This window comes from Micrococcus sp. KRD026 (assembly GCF_017168445.1).
GTDB lineage: Bacteria > Actinomycetota > Actinomycetes > Actinomycetales > Micrococcaceae > Micrococcus > Micrococcus luteus.
The window spans coordinates 57,580-74,477 of sequence record NZ_JABFBA010000002.1 but is presented as its reverse complement, the minus strand read 5'-3'; the positions used below and the strand labels follow the sequence as shown (position 1 = coordinate 74,477).

The following is a 16,898-nucleotide window of genomic DNA, read 5'->3' as shown; positions in this document are numbered from 1 at the left end:
GGGGATGTTTATAAGAGACAGGGGGGAGGACTCCGGCTCGCGCGGGGCCTGCCCCGGTGCCGGAGCGGGTCGGTTCGGCTGCGCCGCCGCCGGTCGGTCGGGCCGGCTCTGCTGCGGGGCCGGACGTTCAGGCCGGTCCGTCCGCGCCGGACCGGCCGGGCGAGCGCCGGACTGTGCGCGGGCGTCCCCGGTCGGCGCGTCCCCACCCAGGATCAGGTCGAGCCGCGGGCGGATGCCGAGCACCTGGTGGACGGCCTCGCCGAGCACGCGGTCGCCACCCCGGCCGAGCAGCGACTGGCGGGGCCCGTCCTGCTGGAAGCCGATCGTCAGCAACGAGCCGTCGTAGCCCGCGACGCTCGCGTTGTCCTTCACCAGCATCCACACCAGGCGTGAGGCGTCCTCGAGGGCCGCGAGGATGTCCGGCCAGGCCCGGCGGATCATCTCCACCTGGCTCGCCGCCGGGGCGGGCGTGGGGTTCGAGGGCGCGGCCGTCTCCTCCGGCCCGTGGGCGGGGGCCGGCGCGGCACCGGTGCGGTCCTGGGCCTGGGGCCGGCCCTCGGGCTCGGGGCGGTTCCCGGCCTCCGGGCGGCGCGCGTCCTCGGAACGGGCCCCGACCTCAGCCGGTTCGGACCGCGCGGGCTGCGGCGGCTGCTGTGGACGCTCGGACCCCGTGGCTCCGGCGGCCACGTCCCCCTCCGGCGTCTCTGCCACGGACTGCGGGGCAGGCGGCGTCCAGCGCTCCGGCGGGGCGGTGGACGCCGTCGGCGCGGACTCCTCCGGCCGCCGCATGGCGGCCCGGGCGAGCGCGGCACCGGTCAGAGGGCCGGAGCCCTCCACGTTCCCGGCCGATCCGCCGCCGTCCGCGGCGGGCGTGCCGGACCGGGTCGGCGTCGTCGTGCCCTCCGGGGCGCCGTCCTCGACGGGCGCGGTGCCACCGAGCTCGAGGCGCCGTTCGAGGGCCTCGAGGCGGGCGGCCAGGCCGCGGTGCGTCTCGTCCGAGGCGGGCAGCAGCAGGCGCGCCATGAGCAGCTCGAGGTGCAGGCGGGGACTGGTGGCCCCCACCATGTCCGTCAGCGCGAAGTTGGTGATGTCCGCGAGGCGGGAGAGCTCCGCGCGGGAGAGCTGCGCGGCCTGCGCCGACAGACGCCGCACCTGGTCCTCCGGCATGCCGTGCAGGATCGCCCCGGCCTCCTCCGGCAGGGCACGGGCGATCACGAGGTCGCGGAAGCGGTCCAGCAGGTCCTCGACGAACCGGCGCGGGTCCTGGCCGGACTGCACCACACGGTCCACCACGCGGAACACGGTGGGGGTGTCGTCCGCGGCGACAGCGTCGATCACGTCGTCCAGCAGGGCTTCCGGGGTGAAGCCGAGCAGGCTCACCGCGAGCTCGTACGAGACCTGGCCCTCCTGGGCGCCCGCGATCAGCTGGTCCAGCACGGAGAGCGTGTCACGCACCGAGCCCGTGCCGGCGCGCACCACGAGCGGCAGCACGCCCTTCTCCACGGACACGGCCTCCTCCGCGCACAGCTGCTCGAGGTAGGCGATGAGCGGCTCCGGCGGCACGAGCCGGAACGGGTAGTGGTGGGTGCGGGAGCGGATGGTCCCGATGACCTTCTCCGGCTCCGTGGTGGCGAAGATGAACTTCAGGTGCTCCGGCGGCTCCTCCACGATCTTGAGCAGCGCGTTGAAGCCCGCCGCGGTGACCATGTGCGCCTCGTCGATGATGAGGATCTTGTAGCGGTCCCGGACCGGGGCGAACGTGGCCCGCTCGCGCAGGCCGCGGGCGTCCTCCACACCGCCGTGCGAGGCCGCGTCGATCTCCAGCACGTCCAGCGAGCCCGGCCCGCCGGTGGCCAGGTCCCGGCACGAGTCGCACTCGCCGCACGGCGTGGGCGTGGGGCCCTGGGCGCAGTTCAGGCAGCGCGCGAGGATGCGGGCGGACGTGGTCTTGCCGCAGCCGCGCGGGCCGGAGAAGAGGTAGGCGTGGTTCACGCGGTCCTTCGCCAGTGCGGTGCGCAGCGGGACCGTGACATGGTCCTGCCCGATCACGTCCTCGAAACGGTCCGGGCGGTAGCGGCGATACAGGGCGGTGCTCACCCTCGAAAGCCTATCCGGCGGGCGGACGGGCTAAGGGAGCCGGGGAATGCGCACGCCCGCCGGCCCGTTCCCTGGCCCATGACCACCACGCACATGCACACCGACGCCGAGGACACGATCCACCCCACGCAGCCGGCCCCGGACGCGGGACCGCTGAGTCAGGCCGAGATCGACCGCCTCTTCGCGGACCGCCACACGACGCAGCTCTTCTCGGACGAGCCCGTCGACCTCGCGCTGATCGAGCGGGCCTACGCGGACCTCCGCTGGGCGCCGACCGCCATGAACAACCAGCCGCTGCGGCTCGACGTCGTGGACAGCCCCGAGGCCCGCGCCCGCCTGGCCCCGCTCATGATCGAGTTCAACCGGGAGAAGACGGAGCGCGCCCCGCTCACGCTGATCGCCTCCTACGACCTTGACTGGCACCGCCACATGGGCCACCTCGCCCCGTTCCGGCAGGGCTTCGAGGAGAATGCCGAGGGCAAGCCGGGCATGCGCGAGGGGATGGGCCGCACGAACGCGCTCATCCAAGTGGGCTACCTGCTCGTGGCCCTGCGCGCGCACGGGCTCGAGGTCGGCCCCATGGCCGGGTTCGACGCCGCCGCCGTGGACGCCGAGTTCCACGCGGACCGTGCCTGGAAGTCCCTCCTGGTGATCAACGTCGGCCCCGCCGCCGCGGACGACGAGAAGGCGCAGCAGCCCCGCCAGGGCCGCCTCGACTTCGCCCAGGCCGCCCAGGTCCTCTGACCGGGGCCGGGCCTGCGGCGGGCCGGGACGCCGGCCCGCTCAGAGCCCGGTGAACACCCACGGATCACGCGGCAGGGCGGCCGGGTCGAACGCGGGCACGGCGGCCGCCAGCGGTCCCGCGGGCAGGCCGAGGGACTCCAGCAGCCGGTCCCGCACCCGCTCGGGGGTCCACGCCGGGTCCTGCGCAGCGAGGTCCTCGAGCGTCACGGCGCCGTCCCGCTTGGCCAGCCGCCGCCCCTCCGCATTCAGCACGAGCGGCACGTGCAGGTACTCCACTGCGGGCGTCGGCTCCCCGCGCGCGGCGCACAGCACCTCGGCCAGCCAGCGCTGGCGCGGGGCCGAGTCGAGCAGGTCGTCGCCGCGGACCACCTGGTCCACGCCCTGCGCCAGGTCGTCCACGACGACGGCCAGGTTGTACGCGTACGCCCCGTCGTTCCGGCGCAGCACCAGGTCGTCGACCAGGCCCGTGACCTCGCCGTGCAGCACGTCCACGGCGGTGGCGCGCGGGATCTCGCCCGCCGGCAGGCCCGCGACCTTCGCCGCGTCGATCCGCAGGGCGGCGGGACGCACCCGCCGTCGCTCGGCCCGCTCGGCCTCCGTCAGGCCGCGGCAGGTGCCCGGATAGAAGCCGGGCGGACGCAGCGGCACGGCGCCGCCGGAGGCGGGGGCGCCGTCGTCGGGCCTCGGGTGCGGGGCCGACGTCGCCTCGGCGATGTCCTTGCGCGAGCAGAAGCACTCGTAGACCGCGTCCGCGCCGTGCGCGGCCCGCAGGGCGGCCACGGCGGCGTCGTACCGGGCGGTGCGCTCGGACTGACGCACCGGCTCGGCGTCCCAGTCCAGCCCGACGGCGGCCAGGTCCGCCCGCTGCCCGGCCTCGGCCCCGGAGCGGACGCGGTCCAGGTCCTCGACCCGCAGCAGGAAGGCACGGTCCGTGGCGCGCGCCGCGAGCCACGCGACGAGCGCGGTGCGCAGGTTGCCCAGGTGCAGGCTCCCCGTGGGGGAGGGGGCGTAGCGTCCGGCGGGCATGGGATCTCCTGGGGGAAAGTGAAGACCCCTCACGCACCTGCCAGAGCCCACCTACCCTTGCTACCTTCCGGTCCTGGGGGAGTTCAGCGAGATGACACCACGTGAGGGGCCGCCCACGACTCTACCAGGGCGGCGGTGGGCGGGGCGATTCGGGCCGCGGCGAGACCCGGACCGGGCCCTCGCCTCCCGCGGGGGATTGGCGCGGCCCAGGACGATCTGGTTATGATGGAGCCTGCCCTCGCGCGGTCCGCCGCATGAGGGCGCACCAAGGAGGATTCGCCTAGCGGCCTATGGCGCACGCCTGGAACGCGTGTTGGGTTAACAGCCCTCGGGGGTTCAAATCCCCCATCCTCCGCGGGTAAGCCCCGGGACCCCAGTGGTTCCGGGGCTTTTCGCATGTCCGGGACCGCTGTCGAGGGGGAGGATGCGCCCGGACTCCTCATCCGCCGCGCTGGGTGCGAGACGTGCGTCACATTTGCGCGTATCCTTCTCCCCAGTCGCCCGGGACCGCCGGCGGCCGCCGCTCGGAGCTCGCACCGCACCGGCCATCCCCACCCCGATCTGGAGACCCCATGTCCTTCGCAGATCTCATCACCGCCGTGAACGACGTCATCTGGTCCCCGGCCCTGATCTGGCTCTGCCTGATCGTCGGCCTCTACTTCACCATCCGGACCATGTTCCTGCAGTTCGTGAACATCCCGGACATGGTGAAGCAGCTCCGCGAGGGCCAGGACTCCGCGGACGGCACCTCGTCCCTCCAGTCCCTCATGATGTCGCTCGCCGGCCGCGTCGGCATGGGCAACATCGGCGGCGTCGCCACGGCCATCGCGTTCGGCGGCCCCGGCGCCGTGTTCTGGATGTGGGTCATGGCCCTGCTCGGCGCCGCCACATCCTTCATCGAGTGCACGCTCGGCCAGATCTACAAGGAGCGCGACCCGGACACCGGCGAGTACCGCGGCGGCCCGGCGTACTACCTGGAGAAGGCCTACAAGCACACGGCCGCCGCCCCCGCGTTCAAGGCGTACGCGATCCTGTTCGCCGTCGTCACCGTCTTCGCCACCAGCTACTTCCTGCCGGGCGTGCAGGCCAACGGCGTGGCCGCGGCCGTGGGCGAGGCGTGGGCCGTGCCCGCCTGGGTCGTGGCCCTGGCCATGGTCATCCTGCTGGCCTTCATCGTCCTGGGCGGCGTGAAGCGCATCGCGACGTTCGCCGTCTACGTGGTGCCCGTGATGGCCGCGCTGTACATCATCCTCGCGCTGATCGTGCTGTTCCTGAACTTCGACCAGATCCCCGAGGTCTTCGGCTCCATCTTCGCCAGCGCGTTCGGCGTGCACGCCGTGTTCGGCGCGATCCTCGGTCTCGCCATCCAGTGGGGCGTGAAGCGCGGCATCTACTCCAACGAGGCCGGTCAGGGCACGGGCCCGCACGCCGCCGCGGCCGCCGAGGTCTCACACCCGGCCAAGCAGGGCTTCGTGCAGGCATTCGCCGTCTACATCGACACGCTCTTCGTCTGCTCGGCCACCGCGTTCATCATCATCTCCACGGGCGCCTACCGGGTGTACTCGGACGAGTCCGGCTCCGGCCTGCTGTTCGAGGGCATCGTCGCCCCGACGGCCTCGGAGGGCCCGGCCTTCGTCCAGACCGGCTTCGACGCCATGTTCACCGGCTTCGGCCCCACGTTCGTGGCCGTGGCGCTCGCGTTCTTCGCCTTCACCACGATCGTGGCGTACTACTACATGGCCGAGGTCAACCTCGTGTTCCTCACGCGCAACCTGCGCAACGGCATGGTCCGCCGCGTCGTGCTGCGCTTCCTGCAGGCCCTGATCCTCGTGTCCGTGGCCTACGGCGCCGTCGCCACCACGGGTGCGGCCTGGGGCCTCGGCGACATCGGCGTGGGCTCCATGGCCTGGCTGAACATCCTCGGCATCCTCGTGCTGCAGGGCCCGGCCCTCAAGGCCCTCAAGGACTACCGCGCACAGAAGCGCCAGGGTCTCGACCCGCAGTTCGACCCGCGCCCGCTCGGCATCCGCAACGCGGACTTCTGGGAGCACCGCGCCGACGGCCTGATCACCCAGGGCGTCGCCGGCACGGCCGAGCACCCGATCGTCACCGAGGGCGGCGCCCACCGCGCCTGACGGGCCGGCGGGGCTGGGCCCTCCCCGCCCCACCACGACGACGGCCCGGACGCCGCCAGCGTCCGGGCCGTCGTCGTGCGCGGCAGGTCAGAACAGCTGGCGCAGGTTCGCCTTCGCGAGGTCGAGCAGCTTGGTGCCCTTGCCGTCCAGGACGGTGCGCATGGCGTAGAGCGCGAAGCCCTTGGCCTGCTCGAACTCGATGCTCGGCGGGATCGTCAGCTCCTGACGCTCGGTCTTGACCACCAGCAGCGCAGGCCCGTCGTGGGCGAGGAACTCGCGCATCACCGCAGGCAGGTCCGTCGTGTGGTCCGCGCGGAAGCCCTTGATGCCGGCTGCCTCCGCGATCGCCGCGAAGTCCGGGTTCTGCAGGTCCGTCCCGAAGGGGACGAACCCGGCGGCCATCATCTCTAGCTCCACGAAGTTCAGCGAGTCGTTGTCGAACACGAGCGTCTTCACGGGCAGGTCGTTCTGCACGAACGACAGCAGCTCGCCGAGCATCATGGCCAACCCGCCGTCGCCGGCCATCGCCACCACCTGGCGGGCAGGGTCGACCGCCTGGGCGCCGACCGCCTGCGTGACCGCGTTGGCCATGGAGCCGTGGGACAGGGAGCCGATGATCCGGCGGCGCCCGTTCATCGTCAGGTACCGGGAGGCCCAGACCACCGGGGAGCCGACGTCGGGCAGGAACACCACGTCGTCGTCGGCCAGCTCGTCGAGGAGGCGGGCCACGTACTGCGGGTGCACGCGTCCGCGGCCCGGGGTGGCCAGCTGGTCGAGGTCCTTGCGGGTCTTGGCGTAGTGCTTGAGCGCCTTGTCCAGGAACGCCGACGACGAGTTCCCGCGCAGCAGCGGCAGCAGGGCCTGGGCCGTCTCCGTGACACCGCCCACGAGCGGCACGTCCACGGCCACCCGCCGGCCGATCTGCTCGCCGCGCACGTCCACCTGGATGACCGTGGCGTCCTCGGGGTAGAACTGCCGGTACGGCAGGGAGGAGCCGAGGATCAGCAGCGTCTCGGCCTCCTTGAGCGCGTGGTAGCCGGAGGCGAAGCCGAGCAGGCCGGTCAAGCCGACGTCATACGGGTTGTCGTACTCGATCCGGTCCTTGCCGCGCAGAGCGTGGACGATCGGGGCCTGCAGGCGCTCCGCCAGGGCCACGACCTCGTCGTGGGCGCCGGCCGCACCCGCGCCGGCCAGGATGGTGATCCGCTTGGACGAGTCCAGGGCCTCGGCGGCCTCGCGCAGCACGGAGTCGGCCGGGATGACGCGGGACGGCGTGTGACGGATCACCTCGGGCTTCGCGGAGAGCTCGGTGAGGGCCACGTCGCCCGGGATCACGAGCACGGCCACGCCCCGCTGCTCGACGGCGGCCCGCATCGCGGTGCGCAGCATGCGGGGCATCTGGTCCGCCGAGGAGACGTGCTCCACGTAGACGGAGCACTCGCGGAACAGGTCCTGCGGGTGGGTCTCCTGGAAGTAGCCCGAGCCGATCTCCTCCGACGGGATGTGCGCGGCGATCGCGAGCACCGGGGTGCGGGAGCGCTGCGCGTCGAACAGGCCGTTGATCAGGTGGAGGTTGCCTGGACCGCACGAGCCCACGCAGACCGCGAGCTCGTCCGTGAGCTGGGACTCGGCGGAGGCGGCGAAGGCCGCGGTCTCCTCGTGCCGGGTGTGCACCCACTGGATGCCGCCGTGGGAGCGCAGGGCCTCGGTCAGCCCGTTGAGGGAGTCCCCGGGCACGCCGTACATGCGGCGCACGCCCGAGGCGTGGAGGGTCTCGACGATGTTCTGGGCGACGGTGGCCACGGTGGAACCTCTCTCTGGTCGGGAGGCGCCCGGGCCGGTTCGGCAGGGGCGCGGCATTCCCTTCCACGCTAGGGGTCGAGGTCCAGGCCCGGGGAGGGTCGGCCGTCCGCAGAGGGGGCGTCCGGCCTGGTCAGCGCAGCAGGTCGCGCTCCACCCAGCGCAGCAGGGACTCGCCCGCCCGCTCGTGGACGTCGTCGGCGTCGCCGATGCCGCGTTCGGCGAGGATCGCCGCCGTCACCACGCCGTAGGGCTTCTCGGGGACGCCGTCGGCGGGCCGCACGTCCATGTGCTCCACGGCGAGTCCGCGCTCGTGCAGCCGGTCGGCCATGGCGTAGTCGCTGCGCGAGTCGCCCGCGGTGAGCCAGCGTTCGGGCACCGGGGTGCCCGCCTCCGCCAGCAGGTCGAAGCAGCGCTCGACGCCCAGGTCCTTGCCGGAGGAGCGGTGCTCGACGTCCACCGAGATCACCGAGGGGGCCACGCGCACCTCCTCGGCGAGTCCGCGCTCGGCGAGCAGATCCTCGACGCGCGCGGCGACGTCGTCGCGCACCCGCTCGTACTCCGTCTGGTCCGCGCCCACTGTCTTCTCGAGGGAGACCATGGCCAGCTTGGTGTGGTCCGTGAACTGCAGGTCCCCGGCGCGCTCATCGTTGAGGGCCCAGATTGCATCACGGGTGTCCGCGTCGATGGCCATGTCCGGGTCGGTGCGGAGCCAGTCCGGGGCGGTGCCGTCCACGGTGACGTCGGGCAGGTCCCCGGAGGGCACCGCGGAGAACGGGAACCACACGGCGCCCTTCTCGCAGATCGCGTGGAAGGGAGCGTCGTCCGGGAGGCCCGCGTCTCGCAGCGGGGCGATCAGGTTGTGCAGGAGGAAGTCCGTGGAGCGGCCCGTGTTGAAGCCGACCGGCACCCCGCGCCTCGCGAGGCGGACGAGCACGTCGATGATCCCCTCCGGCACGGTCCGGGTCTCGGTGGAGGCCACGGGGGCGTCCACGTCCAGCAGGAGTCCTATCGGGGAGGAAGTGCGCATGCCCCCACCCTAGGCCGCGGTGGCCCGTGCCCGCGATGGGCCCGGCGGCTACGCTGACCCTGAGACCCGCCCCGCCCGGGGCACACCCCCGACGATCACCCCACGGGAGCACCCATGAGCACCGCCACCGACCTCGGCCCGTCCCGCAGCCCCTTCGGCCCCGACGCCGCGGCGCGCGTCCCCAGCTCGGGGACGGGGCTGTCCTCGACGGGCGGCCGGGTGGCCATGCTCGTGGTCGTGATCCTCGCGGTCGTGGCCGCGTTCCTGGGCTCCGGCGTCGTCGGCGGCCTGACCCCCGTGGCCGAGGCCGCGGGCGGCTGGCTCGGCCCGGACGCCACCTGGGTGTCCCCGGCGACCCCCGCGTTCGGCATCTGGTCCGTGATCTACGCGGGGCTGCTGGCGTACGCCGTGTGGCAGTTCCTCGCCTCGGCCCAGTCCGCCCGTCACGACCGCCTGCGACCGTGGATCCTGGTCTCGGTGCTGCTCAACGCCGCGTGGATCTGGACGGTGCAGGCCGGGCTGCTGGGGCTGAGCGTCGTGGTGATCGCGCTGCTGCTGGCGTGCCTGGCGTGGATCCTGGTGCTCCTCGAATCCGTCCGCGCGCACAGCTGGGGTGAGCGGATCCTCCTGGACGGGGTGCAGGGCCTGCATCTGGGCTGGGTCTCGATCGCCGCCGTGGCGAACCTGGCCGCGTGGCTGGCCTCGACCGGCGTCGTCGGCGATCCGGGGCAGTCGTCCCTCTGGGCGAAGGTGATGCTCGTGGTGGCCGTGCTGATCGGTGCGTTCACGGCCGTGTACAACGGCGGCCGCCCGGCTCCGGCGTTCGCGCTCGCGTGGGGTCTGGTGTGGATCGGCGTCGGCCGCGCGGACGGCACGGGGCTGCTCTCGGGCAGCCTCGCCCTCCTGGCGTGGGGCGGCGCGGCGATCGTCCTGCTGTGCTGGCTGGCCGCGCTGCTGCTCTCCCGCCGGTCCGCGACGGGCGAGGCCCGCGACCTCGTCCTCGACGCACTCGACGGCGGCGGCGACCCCATCGACGGCCGTCGCTGACCCCCGTCGTCATTGACGGAACGGGGACCGATGCTGTCGTGACGTGCGGCTACACCTGTGCCTCCCACATGCGATGATGTGGTGATCCGAAGGCCCCGCCTCACGGCGGGGCCTTCGTCATGTCCCCGTCCCTTCCCCTCCAGGATCCTCGTGCCCCTTGCCCGTCTGCGCGCGGCGCTCCCCGCGGCCGCACTGTCTCTGCTCCTGCTCACCGGCTGCACCGCCACCGACGACGGCGTCACCCCGGAGAGCGCCGCCGACACCTCCGCGTCGGTCAGCACGATGCCGACGACGCCCACCCCGTCCGTCGACGCGGCCGCGACGAGTCGCGCCGCTGCGTCGTCGCTGGCCGCCTCATCCTCCGCCGCGCAGAGCTCGCGCGCCGCAGCGTCGTCCTCGAGCGGGGCCGCCGAGTCGCGTGCCGCACGTGCCGCGGAGGAGTCGCGTACTGCTGAAGGCTCCCGCAGTGCCGAGCCGGCGGCGCCCGCCGCCCCGGCCGACGTCGAGGGCGACGTGGTCACGGTCGAGTCGATCTCGGACGGCGACACGCTCCGCGTGACACTCGGCGAGGTGTCCACGCGGGTGCGCCTGCTCAACATCGACACCCCCGAGACCCGTCACCCCTCGAAGCCGGTCGAGTGCATGGGCCCGGAGGCGACGGCGGCGCTGAAGTCGATGATCAGCCCCGGCGACACGGTGGTGCTGCGGTACGACCGCCGGCTCTACGACCGCTATGACCGCCTCCTCGCCGGCGTGTACGCCGACGGCGTCCTGGTCAACGCCGAGATGGCCCGCCTGGGGTACGGCGAGCCGGCGGTCTTCGACGGCAACGACCGTTTCCTGCCCGAGGTCGAGGCGGCGTGGGAGCAGGCCCGGGCGAACGGCGTCGGCAGGTTCTCCGGGGAGTGCGGCGCCGCGGCAGAGCCCATCCCGGAGGCGGCCCCGGCCCCCGCCCCGGAGGCGGCCCCCGCGTCCGGCGACGCGGGGCCGGTGCGCGGAGCCGACTCCGTGTGCCCGGACTCCCACCCGGTCAAGGCCAACGACAACTCGGGCATCTACCACATGCCCGGTCAGCAGCACTACGGCAAGACCAACGCGCGCAACTGCTACGCCTCCGCCGCCGCGGCCCAGGCGGACGGCTACCGGGCGGCCCGGCGCTGAGGGCCCCGCGTCGGGTGCGGTCAGCGGCCCTCGTGGACCGCCCGCAGCTCGTAGCCGCGCTCCTCCACGGCCGTCTGCTTCTCGGCGCGCTTCTCCACCCCGGCCACGTCCTTCGGGGGCAGCTGCACCCGAGCCTCGGCGGGCAGGCCGGCCTCGAGCTGGCGGGCACGCTCCACCTCGGCGTCGACCTCCAGGCCGAGCAGCAGCACGATGTTGAAGATCCACAGGGCGAACAGCAGCGCCATGATCGTGCCGATCGCGCCGTACGCCGAGTAGCCGGCGAACTGCGTGAAGTACACGGACAGGGCCACCGCGGCCAGCACCATGCCCACCAGCGCCACGATGTTGCCGGGGCCGAAGAGGTGGAAGCGCGGCTTCTGGACGTTCGGGGTGGTGTAGTACAGGGTCGCGATCAGCACCAGCAGGATCAGGACGACGACGGGCCACTTCACCCACGCCCACACCGGCAGGAACGTGTCCGAGAGGAAGTTCACCACGCCGGTCATGCCGAGCGGGCCGGCGATCGGCTGGAGGAAGCCGTCCACGAGTGAGCGGTTCAGCGCCAGCGAGATCAGCACGACCACGATGCCCACGATCAGGATGAGCGTGGTGAGCAGGTTGGTCAGCGTCAGCTTCACCAGGCCGCGGCCCTCCTCGTAGCCGTACACCGTGTTGGCCGAGCGATTGAACGCCTTCACGTACGCGGAGGCGGACCACAGGGCGGTCGCGATGCCGATGACGAGGGCGATGATCCCGCCGCCTGAGGCGGCCGAGTCGCTCATGGTGGTCACCAGGTTCGTGACGAGCGCCTGGTAGTCGCTCGGGACCAGACCGGTCAGCTGCCCCAGCAGATCGTCGATGGCTCCGCGGTTGGAGGCGAGCACGAGGGACAGGATGGAGAACACGGCCAGCAGCGAGGGGGCCAGCGAGAGCACCAGGTAGTAGGTGAGCTTCGCGGCCAGGTCGGTGCCGCCGTCGTTGCCGAACTCCTTGAGCGCGCGCGTGAGCGCGTACTTCCAGCCGGCGCCGTCGAGCTTCACCCCCTTGAGCCGCTCGGCACGCTGGTCGGGATCGATCTTCGCGGCCTCCAGGGTCGCGTCCACAGGATGAATGGCCACGTCGGTCCTCTCGCGCTCGGGGGCAGGGGGCGGATCGGGCCCCACGGTAGCGGACGGGTGCCCCGTCCGTCCCGACCGGAGCGGCGCTGGGCCGCGGACCCAGGCGATCAGCACTCGATGACGTTCACGGCCAGGCCGCCGCGCGAGGTCTCCTTGTACTTGGACTTCATGTCCGCGCCGGTGTCGCGCATGGTCTTGATGGCCTGGTCCAGGGTCACCCGGTGCGAGCCGTCCCCGAGCAGCGCCAGCCGGGCCGCGTTGATGGCCTTCACCGACGCGATCGCGTTGCGTTCGATGCACGGCACCTGGACCAGGCCGCCCACGGGGTCGCACGTCAGCCCGAGGTTGTGCTCGATCCCGATCTCGGCCGCGTTCTCCACCTGGTCCACGGTGCCACCGAGCACGGCGCACAGCGCGCCCGCCGCCATGGAGCAGGCCGAGCCGACCTCGCCCTGGCAGCCGACCTCGGCGCCGGAGATGGAGGCGTTGCGCTTGTACAGGATGCCGATCGCCGCCGCGGTGAGCAGGAACTCGACCACCTTGTCGTCCCGCTCCTGCTGAGTGGCGCCCTCGGGGAGCACGAAGCGCATGTAGTAGAGCATGACGGCCGGGATGATGCCCGCGGCGCCGTTCGTGGGCGCGGTGACGATGCGCCCGCCCGAGGCGTTCTCCTCGTTCACCGCGAGCGCGAAGAGGTTGACCCACTCCATGGCCCACATGGGGTCGGTGCGGTCGGTGGTCTGCAGCAGGTGCTCCCGCAGCGCGGGGGCCCGACGGCGGACCTGCAGTCCGCCGGGCAGGATCGGCTCGGTGCGGGTCACGCCGTTGTGGACGCATTCCTCCATGACGGCCCAGATGGCCAGCAGCCGGGTGCGCAGCTCGTCGAGGTCGTGCCGGGTGGCCTCGTTGGCGAGCATGAGCTCCGCGATGCTCAGGCCCGCCTCGTGGCAGCGGGCGGCGAGCTCGGCGCCCGTGGAGAAGGGGTACGGTTCGCCGGTGTCGCCGTCGTCGGTGCGGTTGACGTCCTTGGTGGCGTCCAGCTCGGCCTCGAGCTCGTCCGAGGTGACCACGAAGCCGCCGCCCACCGAGTAGTAGTCGCGGGTGTGAAGCTGTTCGCCGGCGTCGTCGTAGGCGGTCAGACGCATGCCGTTCGGATGCCCGGGCAGGGACTCGCGCATGTGCAGCGTCAGGTCGCCCTGCCGGTCGAAGGCGATCTCGTGGCGCCCGTCCAGGGGCAGCCGGCCGCCCGTGACGATCTCCTCCACGAGCCCGGTGCAGGCGTCCGGGTCGATGGTCTCAGGGTCCTGGCCGGCCAGGCCGAGCAGCACCGCGGTGTCCGAGCCGTGGCCCACGCCGGTGGCCGCCAGCGAGCCGAACAGCTCGGCGTGCACGCGGGCCGTGCGCTCGAGGACGCCGTGCTGGCCCATGCTGTCCGTGAAGCGGCGGGCGGCGCGCATGGGTCCCACGGTGTGGGACGAGGACGGGCCGATGCCGATCGAGAACAGGTCGAGGACGCTGAGCGCCATGCAGTGCTCCTAGGGTGCGAGCGGGACGCGCGGTGGCCGGGGGTGGGGGCCGGACGCGCGGAGCCGGGAGATCCAGTGCAGACCAGACTAGGGGCACGGGGCCCTGCAGGCCATGGGGTCGCGGCTCGCGGTCCGCGCTGCTCTCCGGCCCGTCACCCACCGCACGGCCCGGAGCCGGGAGCGCTCAGAGGATGTTGTCCTTGGACTCCTCCACCTGCGCGGCCGCGCGGAACGCCGTCAGGTCACGCAGATACTCGTCCGCGTGGGGGAACACGGGCCCCTGCCCGGCCACGAGCATGACCCCCTCGAGGGGCTCGAACCGGGAGCGGCCCGCGTGGATGTCCTCGCCGGCGTCGACCAGGGTGCGCAGCTGCCACCATGTGGGGGCCATCAGGTTGACCTTGCCGGCCCGGAAGCGGCGCAGCAGCTCGGCGGGGGACGCCCAGCCGTGGCTGGCCGCCTCGGAGGACATCCGCTCGGGGGACTGACCCTGCGGCAGGTGGACGGCGAAGAAGAACGTGTCGTAGCGGCGCGGGCCCCCGTGCGGGGTGATCCACCGGGACCACGGCACGAGCGCGCCGGCGTCGGGGCGCAGCCCCTCGCGGTCGAGCAGCTCCCCGAAGTCCACCTCGTGGCGCTCGACGGCGTCGCGCAGCTCGTCGGGGAACGCGGCCACCCGGGCCGGGTCCACGGGAGTGCCGGTGACGGCGTCCCGGGCCAGGAGCACTCCGGTCTCCTCGAACGTCTCGCGGACGGCGGCGGCCAGCACGCGACCGGCGCCCTCGGCGGGGTCGAGCTCCGTGAGGGTGCCGTGGGCGTCCACGGGCTCGTGCGGCAGCCCCAGGCGCCGGCCCCACTCGGCCAGATCCGTGCCCTCCCACAGCCGGTCCGGCAGGTCGTCCGCGGGGTCCACGCGGCCGCCGGGGAAGGCCGTGGCGTGGGCGCTGAAGGCCATGGTCCCGGCGCGGCGGACGGTGAACACCGAGATCTCGCCGCCGGCCCCGGGCCGGACCAGCACGAGGGAGGAGGCGGGCACCGCCGGGACCCGGGGCCGGTCCTCGGCGGCCGACGGCTCGGCGGGCGGGGCGGCGGGGCTCACGGTGCCTCCTCGGTTCGGGCGATCATGGTCCGGACGCGCGGGCCGACGACGGCGGCCCCGGCCGCTCCCGCGCGGGGGTCATGCGGCCCGGATGTGCGCGGACCCGTAGTCTGTAGCGTAAGTCACCGTGCTCGGGGCGGAGGCCCCGGGGCGAGACCGCGACCCAAGGAGGAGAGGCCGTGAAGATCCTGGTGCTGGCCAAGCAGGTGCCGGACACGTGGCAGGAGCGTGAGCTGAGCCTGGAGACCGGCTGGGTGGTGCGCGACGGCGCGGCCGAGCCCGTGCCGGACGAGATCAGCGAGCGCGTCATGGAGGTCGCCCTGGGCTGGCGGGACGCCGGCGCGGACGTCGAGGTCGTGGCCCTGACGGTGGGCCCCGAGGACTCCTCGAAGACCCTGCGCAAGATGCTGGCCATGGGCGCGGACTCCGCCGTGCAGATCACCGACGACGCGCTCGTCGGCTCGGACGCCGTGGAGACGGCCCGCGTGATCGCTGCGGCCGTCGAGAAGGAGGGCGCCGACCTCGTGCTCGCCGGCACGCTGTCCACGGACGGCGGCACCGGCGTGGTGCCGGCCATGGTCGCCGAGCTCCTGGACCGGCCCTACCTGCCGCACGCCGAGGCCCCCGAGCTGGCCGACGGCGAGCTGACCGGCACCGTGGCGACCTCGGACGCGGACGTGCGCGCCGCCGTCGCCCTGCCCGCCGTGGCGGGCCTGACGGAGAAGACCGCGGAGCCGCGGTTCCCGAACTTCAAGAACATCATGGCGGCCAAGAAGAAGCCGCTCACCGTGCTGTCCCTGGCCGACCTCGGCATCGCCGCGGGCCCGGCCGAGGCCGCCTACCGCTCCGTGATGGTCTCGGCGGACACGCGTCCCGAGCGTGCCGCGGGCGAGAAGATCACCGACGACGGCACCGCCGCCGAGCGGCTGGTGGAGTTCCTCGCGGGCCGGGGGCTCGTGTGAGCGCGAACGTGGAGGAGACCGAGATGACGACGCAGACCGACGCCGCGAACAGCGGTCAGACCGTGCTGGTGCACGCCGAGATCGGCGCGGACGGCGCGCTTCGCCCGGTCGTGGCCGAGCTGCTCGGCGCCGCCGCCACCGTGGGCGTGCCCGAGGCCGTCCTCGTGACCGGCGCGGAGGACAGGGACGCCGCCGTCGCCCGTCTGGGGGAGTACGGCGCCACGCGCGTCCACCTCCTCGTGGCCGACGACGCCGCCACCACCCTCGGCGACGCCGCCGTGCAGGCCCTCGCCGCCGCGGCCGCCCGCACCGCGCCCGTGGCCGTGCTGCTCTCCGGCAGCCCTGAGTCCCGCGCGGTGGCCGGCCGCCTGTCCGTCCGGGCCCGCGGCCCCGTGTGCGCGGACGCCGTGGGGCTGCGCTGGGCCGACGACGAGGTCATCGCCCGCCACTCCGTGTTCGGCGGCGACTACCTCAGCGAGTCCACCGGCGAGGGCGGCCCCCGGATCATCACCGTGCGCCCCGGCGCCGTCGCGGACCGGGCCCCGGCCGTCGAGGCGCCCGAGGTCGTGGAGCTGGCCGCCGCCGAGCTCGGCCCGGTGACCGCCGGCGCCCGGGTGCTCGAGGTGAACGCCCGCACGCAGAACTCCGCCCGTCCGCCCCTGCGCGGTGCGAAGACCGTCGTCGCCGGCGGTCGCGGCGTGGGCTCCGAGGAGGGCTTCGCGATCGTCGAGCAGCTCGCCGACGAGCTCGGCGCCGCCGTGGGTGCCTCGCGTGCCGCCGTCGACTCCGGCTACACCGCGGCCGAGCGCCAGGTGGGCCAGACCGGCGTGATCGTGTCCCCGAACCTGTACATCGCCCTCGGCATCTCCGGCGCCATCCAGCACTTGGCCGGCATGAAGACCGCCAAGACCATCGTGGCGATCGACAAGAACGAGGACGCCGAGATCTTCGAGCACGCCGACTTCGGCGTGGTCGGGGACATCTTCCAGGTGGTCCCGCAGGTCATCGAGCAGCTGCGCACCCGCCGCGGCTGAACCGGTGCGGGCGCGGTCCGCAGCGGACCGCGCCCCTCGGACGAGGAGAAGCATGCCCAAGCAGCGAATGGCCGGCTACGTCCCCCTGAAGGGCGCCCCGGCCGAGACCGAGCCCGCCC

At 73.4% G+C, this 16,898-nt stretch carries 13 protein-coding genes, 1 tRNA gene and 1 other RNA gene; 7 read left to right on the top strand and 8 right to left on the bottom strand.

The genetic code is table 11. From position 1 onward, the window contains the following. Nucleotides 1-2,097, bottom strand: a 2,097-nt coding sequence (locus J1M40_RS00875) for a DNA polymerase III subunit gamma and tau (protein WP_206450357.1), incomplete at its 3' end; no start/stop codon positions are given. Between the two features lie 78 nt (nucleotides 2,098-2,175). Here J1M40_RS00875 and J1M40_RS00870 point away from each other — a divergent pair. Beyond that, complete coding sequence (locus tag J1M40_RS00870) at nucleotides 2,176-2,841, top strand: malonic semialdehyde reductase (protein ID WP_206450355.1); 666 nt, start codon at nucleotides 2,176-2,178, stop codon at nucleotides 2,839-2,841. Between the two features lie 39 nt (nucleotides 2,842-2,880). Here J1M40_RS00870 and gluQRS read toward each other — a convergent pair whose 3' ends face one another. Both gluQRS and ffs read right to left on the bottom strand, forming a co-directional pair. After that, the gene (gluQRS, locus tag J1M40_RS00865) at nucleotides 2,881-3,867 is read right to left on the bottom strand and encodes a tRNA glutamyl-Q(34) synthetase GluQRS (RefSeq protein ID WP_036384004.1); all 987 of its coding nucleotides are present in this window, start codon (nucleotides 3,865-3,867) and stop codon (nucleotides 2,881-2,883) included. Nucleotides 3,868-3,884: 17 nt separating this feature from the next. Next, nucleotides 3,885-3,981: signal recognition particle sRNA small type (gene ffs, locus J1M40_RS00860), an RNA gene on the bottom strand. Nucleotides 3,982-4,136: 155 nt separating this feature from the next. Between ffs and J1M40_RS00855 the strand changes: the two genes are divergently transcribed. Both J1M40_RS00855 and J1M40_RS00850 read left to right on the top strand, forming a co-directional pair. Next, nucleotides 4,137-4,222: transfer RNA gene (locus J1M40_RS00855), tRNA-Ser, on the top strand. A 217-nt stretch (nucleotides 4,223-4,439) separates the two neighbouring features. Beyond that, complete coding sequence (locus J1M40_RS00850) at nucleotides 4,440-6,002, top strand: sodium:alanine symporter family protein (protein WP_101965627.1); 1,563 nt, start codon at nucleotides 4,440-4,442, stop codon at nucleotides 6,000-6,002. A gap of 87 nt (nucleotides 6,003-6,089) precedes the next feature. Here J1M40_RS00850 and poxB read toward each other — a convergent pair whose 3' ends face one another. Together poxB and J1M40_RS00840 are read right to left on the bottom strand one after the other, a co-directional pair. Next, nucleotides 6,090-7,805, bottom strand: a complete 1,716-nt coding sequence (gene poxB / locus J1M40_RS00845) for a ubiquinone-dependent pyruvate dehydrogenase (protein ID WP_101965626.1) — start codon at nucleotides 7,803-7,805, stop codon at nucleotides 6,090-6,092. Between the two features lie 130 nt (nucleotides 7,806-7,935). Beyond that, a complete protein-coding gene (locus J1M40_RS00840; protein WP_101965625.1) occupies nucleotides 7,936-8,832 on the bottom strand; it encodes a haloacid dehalogenase in 897 nt (298 codons plus the stop codon). A 114-nt stretch (nucleotides 8,833-8,946) separates the two neighbouring features. Here J1M40_RS00840 and J1M40_RS00835 point away from each other — a divergent pair, with 114 nt between their 5' ends. Both J1M40_RS00835 and J1M40_RS00830 read left to right on the top strand, forming a co-directional pair. Next, the gene (locus J1M40_RS00835) at nucleotides 8,947-9,879 is read left to right on the top strand and encodes a TspO/MBR family protein (RefSeq protein ID WP_060974368.1); all 933 of its coding nucleotides are present in this window, start codon (nucleotides 8,947-8,949) and stop codon (nucleotides 9,877-9,879) included. A gap of 150 nt (nucleotides 9,880-10,029) precedes the next feature. Next, nucleotides 10,030-11,040 carry a thermonuclease family protein gene (locus J1M40_RS00830; protein ID WP_122054945.1) on the top strand — a complete coding sequence of 337 codons (1,011 nt, stop codon included), beginning with the start codon at nucleotides 10,030-10,032 and terminating at the stop codon, nucleotides 11,038-11,040. A gap of 20 nt (nucleotides 11,041-11,060) precedes the next feature. On the opposite strand, the gene J1M40_RS00825 is transcribed toward J1M40_RS00830, so the two are convergent. The 3 genes from J1M40_RS00825 to J1M40_RS00815 all read right to left on the bottom strand — a co-directional run bounded on the left by J1M40_RS00825 (nucleotide 11,061) and on the right by J1M40_RS00815 (nucleotide 14,783). Beyond that, on the bottom strand, nucleotides 11,061-12,158 hold the full coding sequence (locus tag J1M40_RS00825) for a YihY/virulence factor BrkB family protein (protein ID WP_225348892.1): 1,098 nt from the start codon (nucleotides 12,156-12,158) through the stop codon (nucleotides 11,061-11,063). A 107-nt stretch (nucleotides 12,159-12,265) separates the two neighbouring features. Further along, on the bottom strand, nucleotides 12,266-13,684 hold the full coding sequence (locus tag J1M40_RS00820) for an L-serine ammonia-lyase (protein WP_159228292.1): 1,419 nt from the start codon (nucleotides 13,682-13,684) through the stop codon (nucleotides 12,266-12,268). Nucleotides 13,685-13,868: 184 nt separating this feature from the next. Beyond that, on the bottom strand, nucleotides 13,869-14,783 hold the full coding sequence (locus J1M40_RS00815) for an NUDIX hydrolase (RefSeq protein ID WP_063189073.1): 915 nt from the start codon (nucleotides 14,781-14,783) through the stop codon (nucleotides 13,869-13,871). A 179-nt stretch (nucleotides 14,784-14,962) separates the two neighbouring features. On the opposite strand from J1M40_RS00815, the gene J1M40_RS00810 reads away from it, so the two are divergent. After that, nucleotides 14,963-15,745, top strand: a complete 783-nt coding sequence (locus J1M40_RS00810; RefSeq protein ID WP_095347321.1) for an electron transfer flavoprotein subunit beta/FixA family protein — start codon at nucleotides 14,963-14,965, stop codon at nucleotides 15,743-15,745. A 23-nt stretch (nucleotides 15,746-15,768) separates the two neighbouring features. Then, complete coding sequence (locus tag J1M40_RS00805; protein ID WP_241251950.1) at nucleotides 15,769-16,779, top strand: electron transfer flavoprotein subunit alpha/FixB family protein; 1,011 nt, start codon at nucleotides 15,769-15,771, stop codon at nucleotides 16,777-16,779. Nucleotides 16,780-16,898 lie beyond the last annotated feature (119 nt).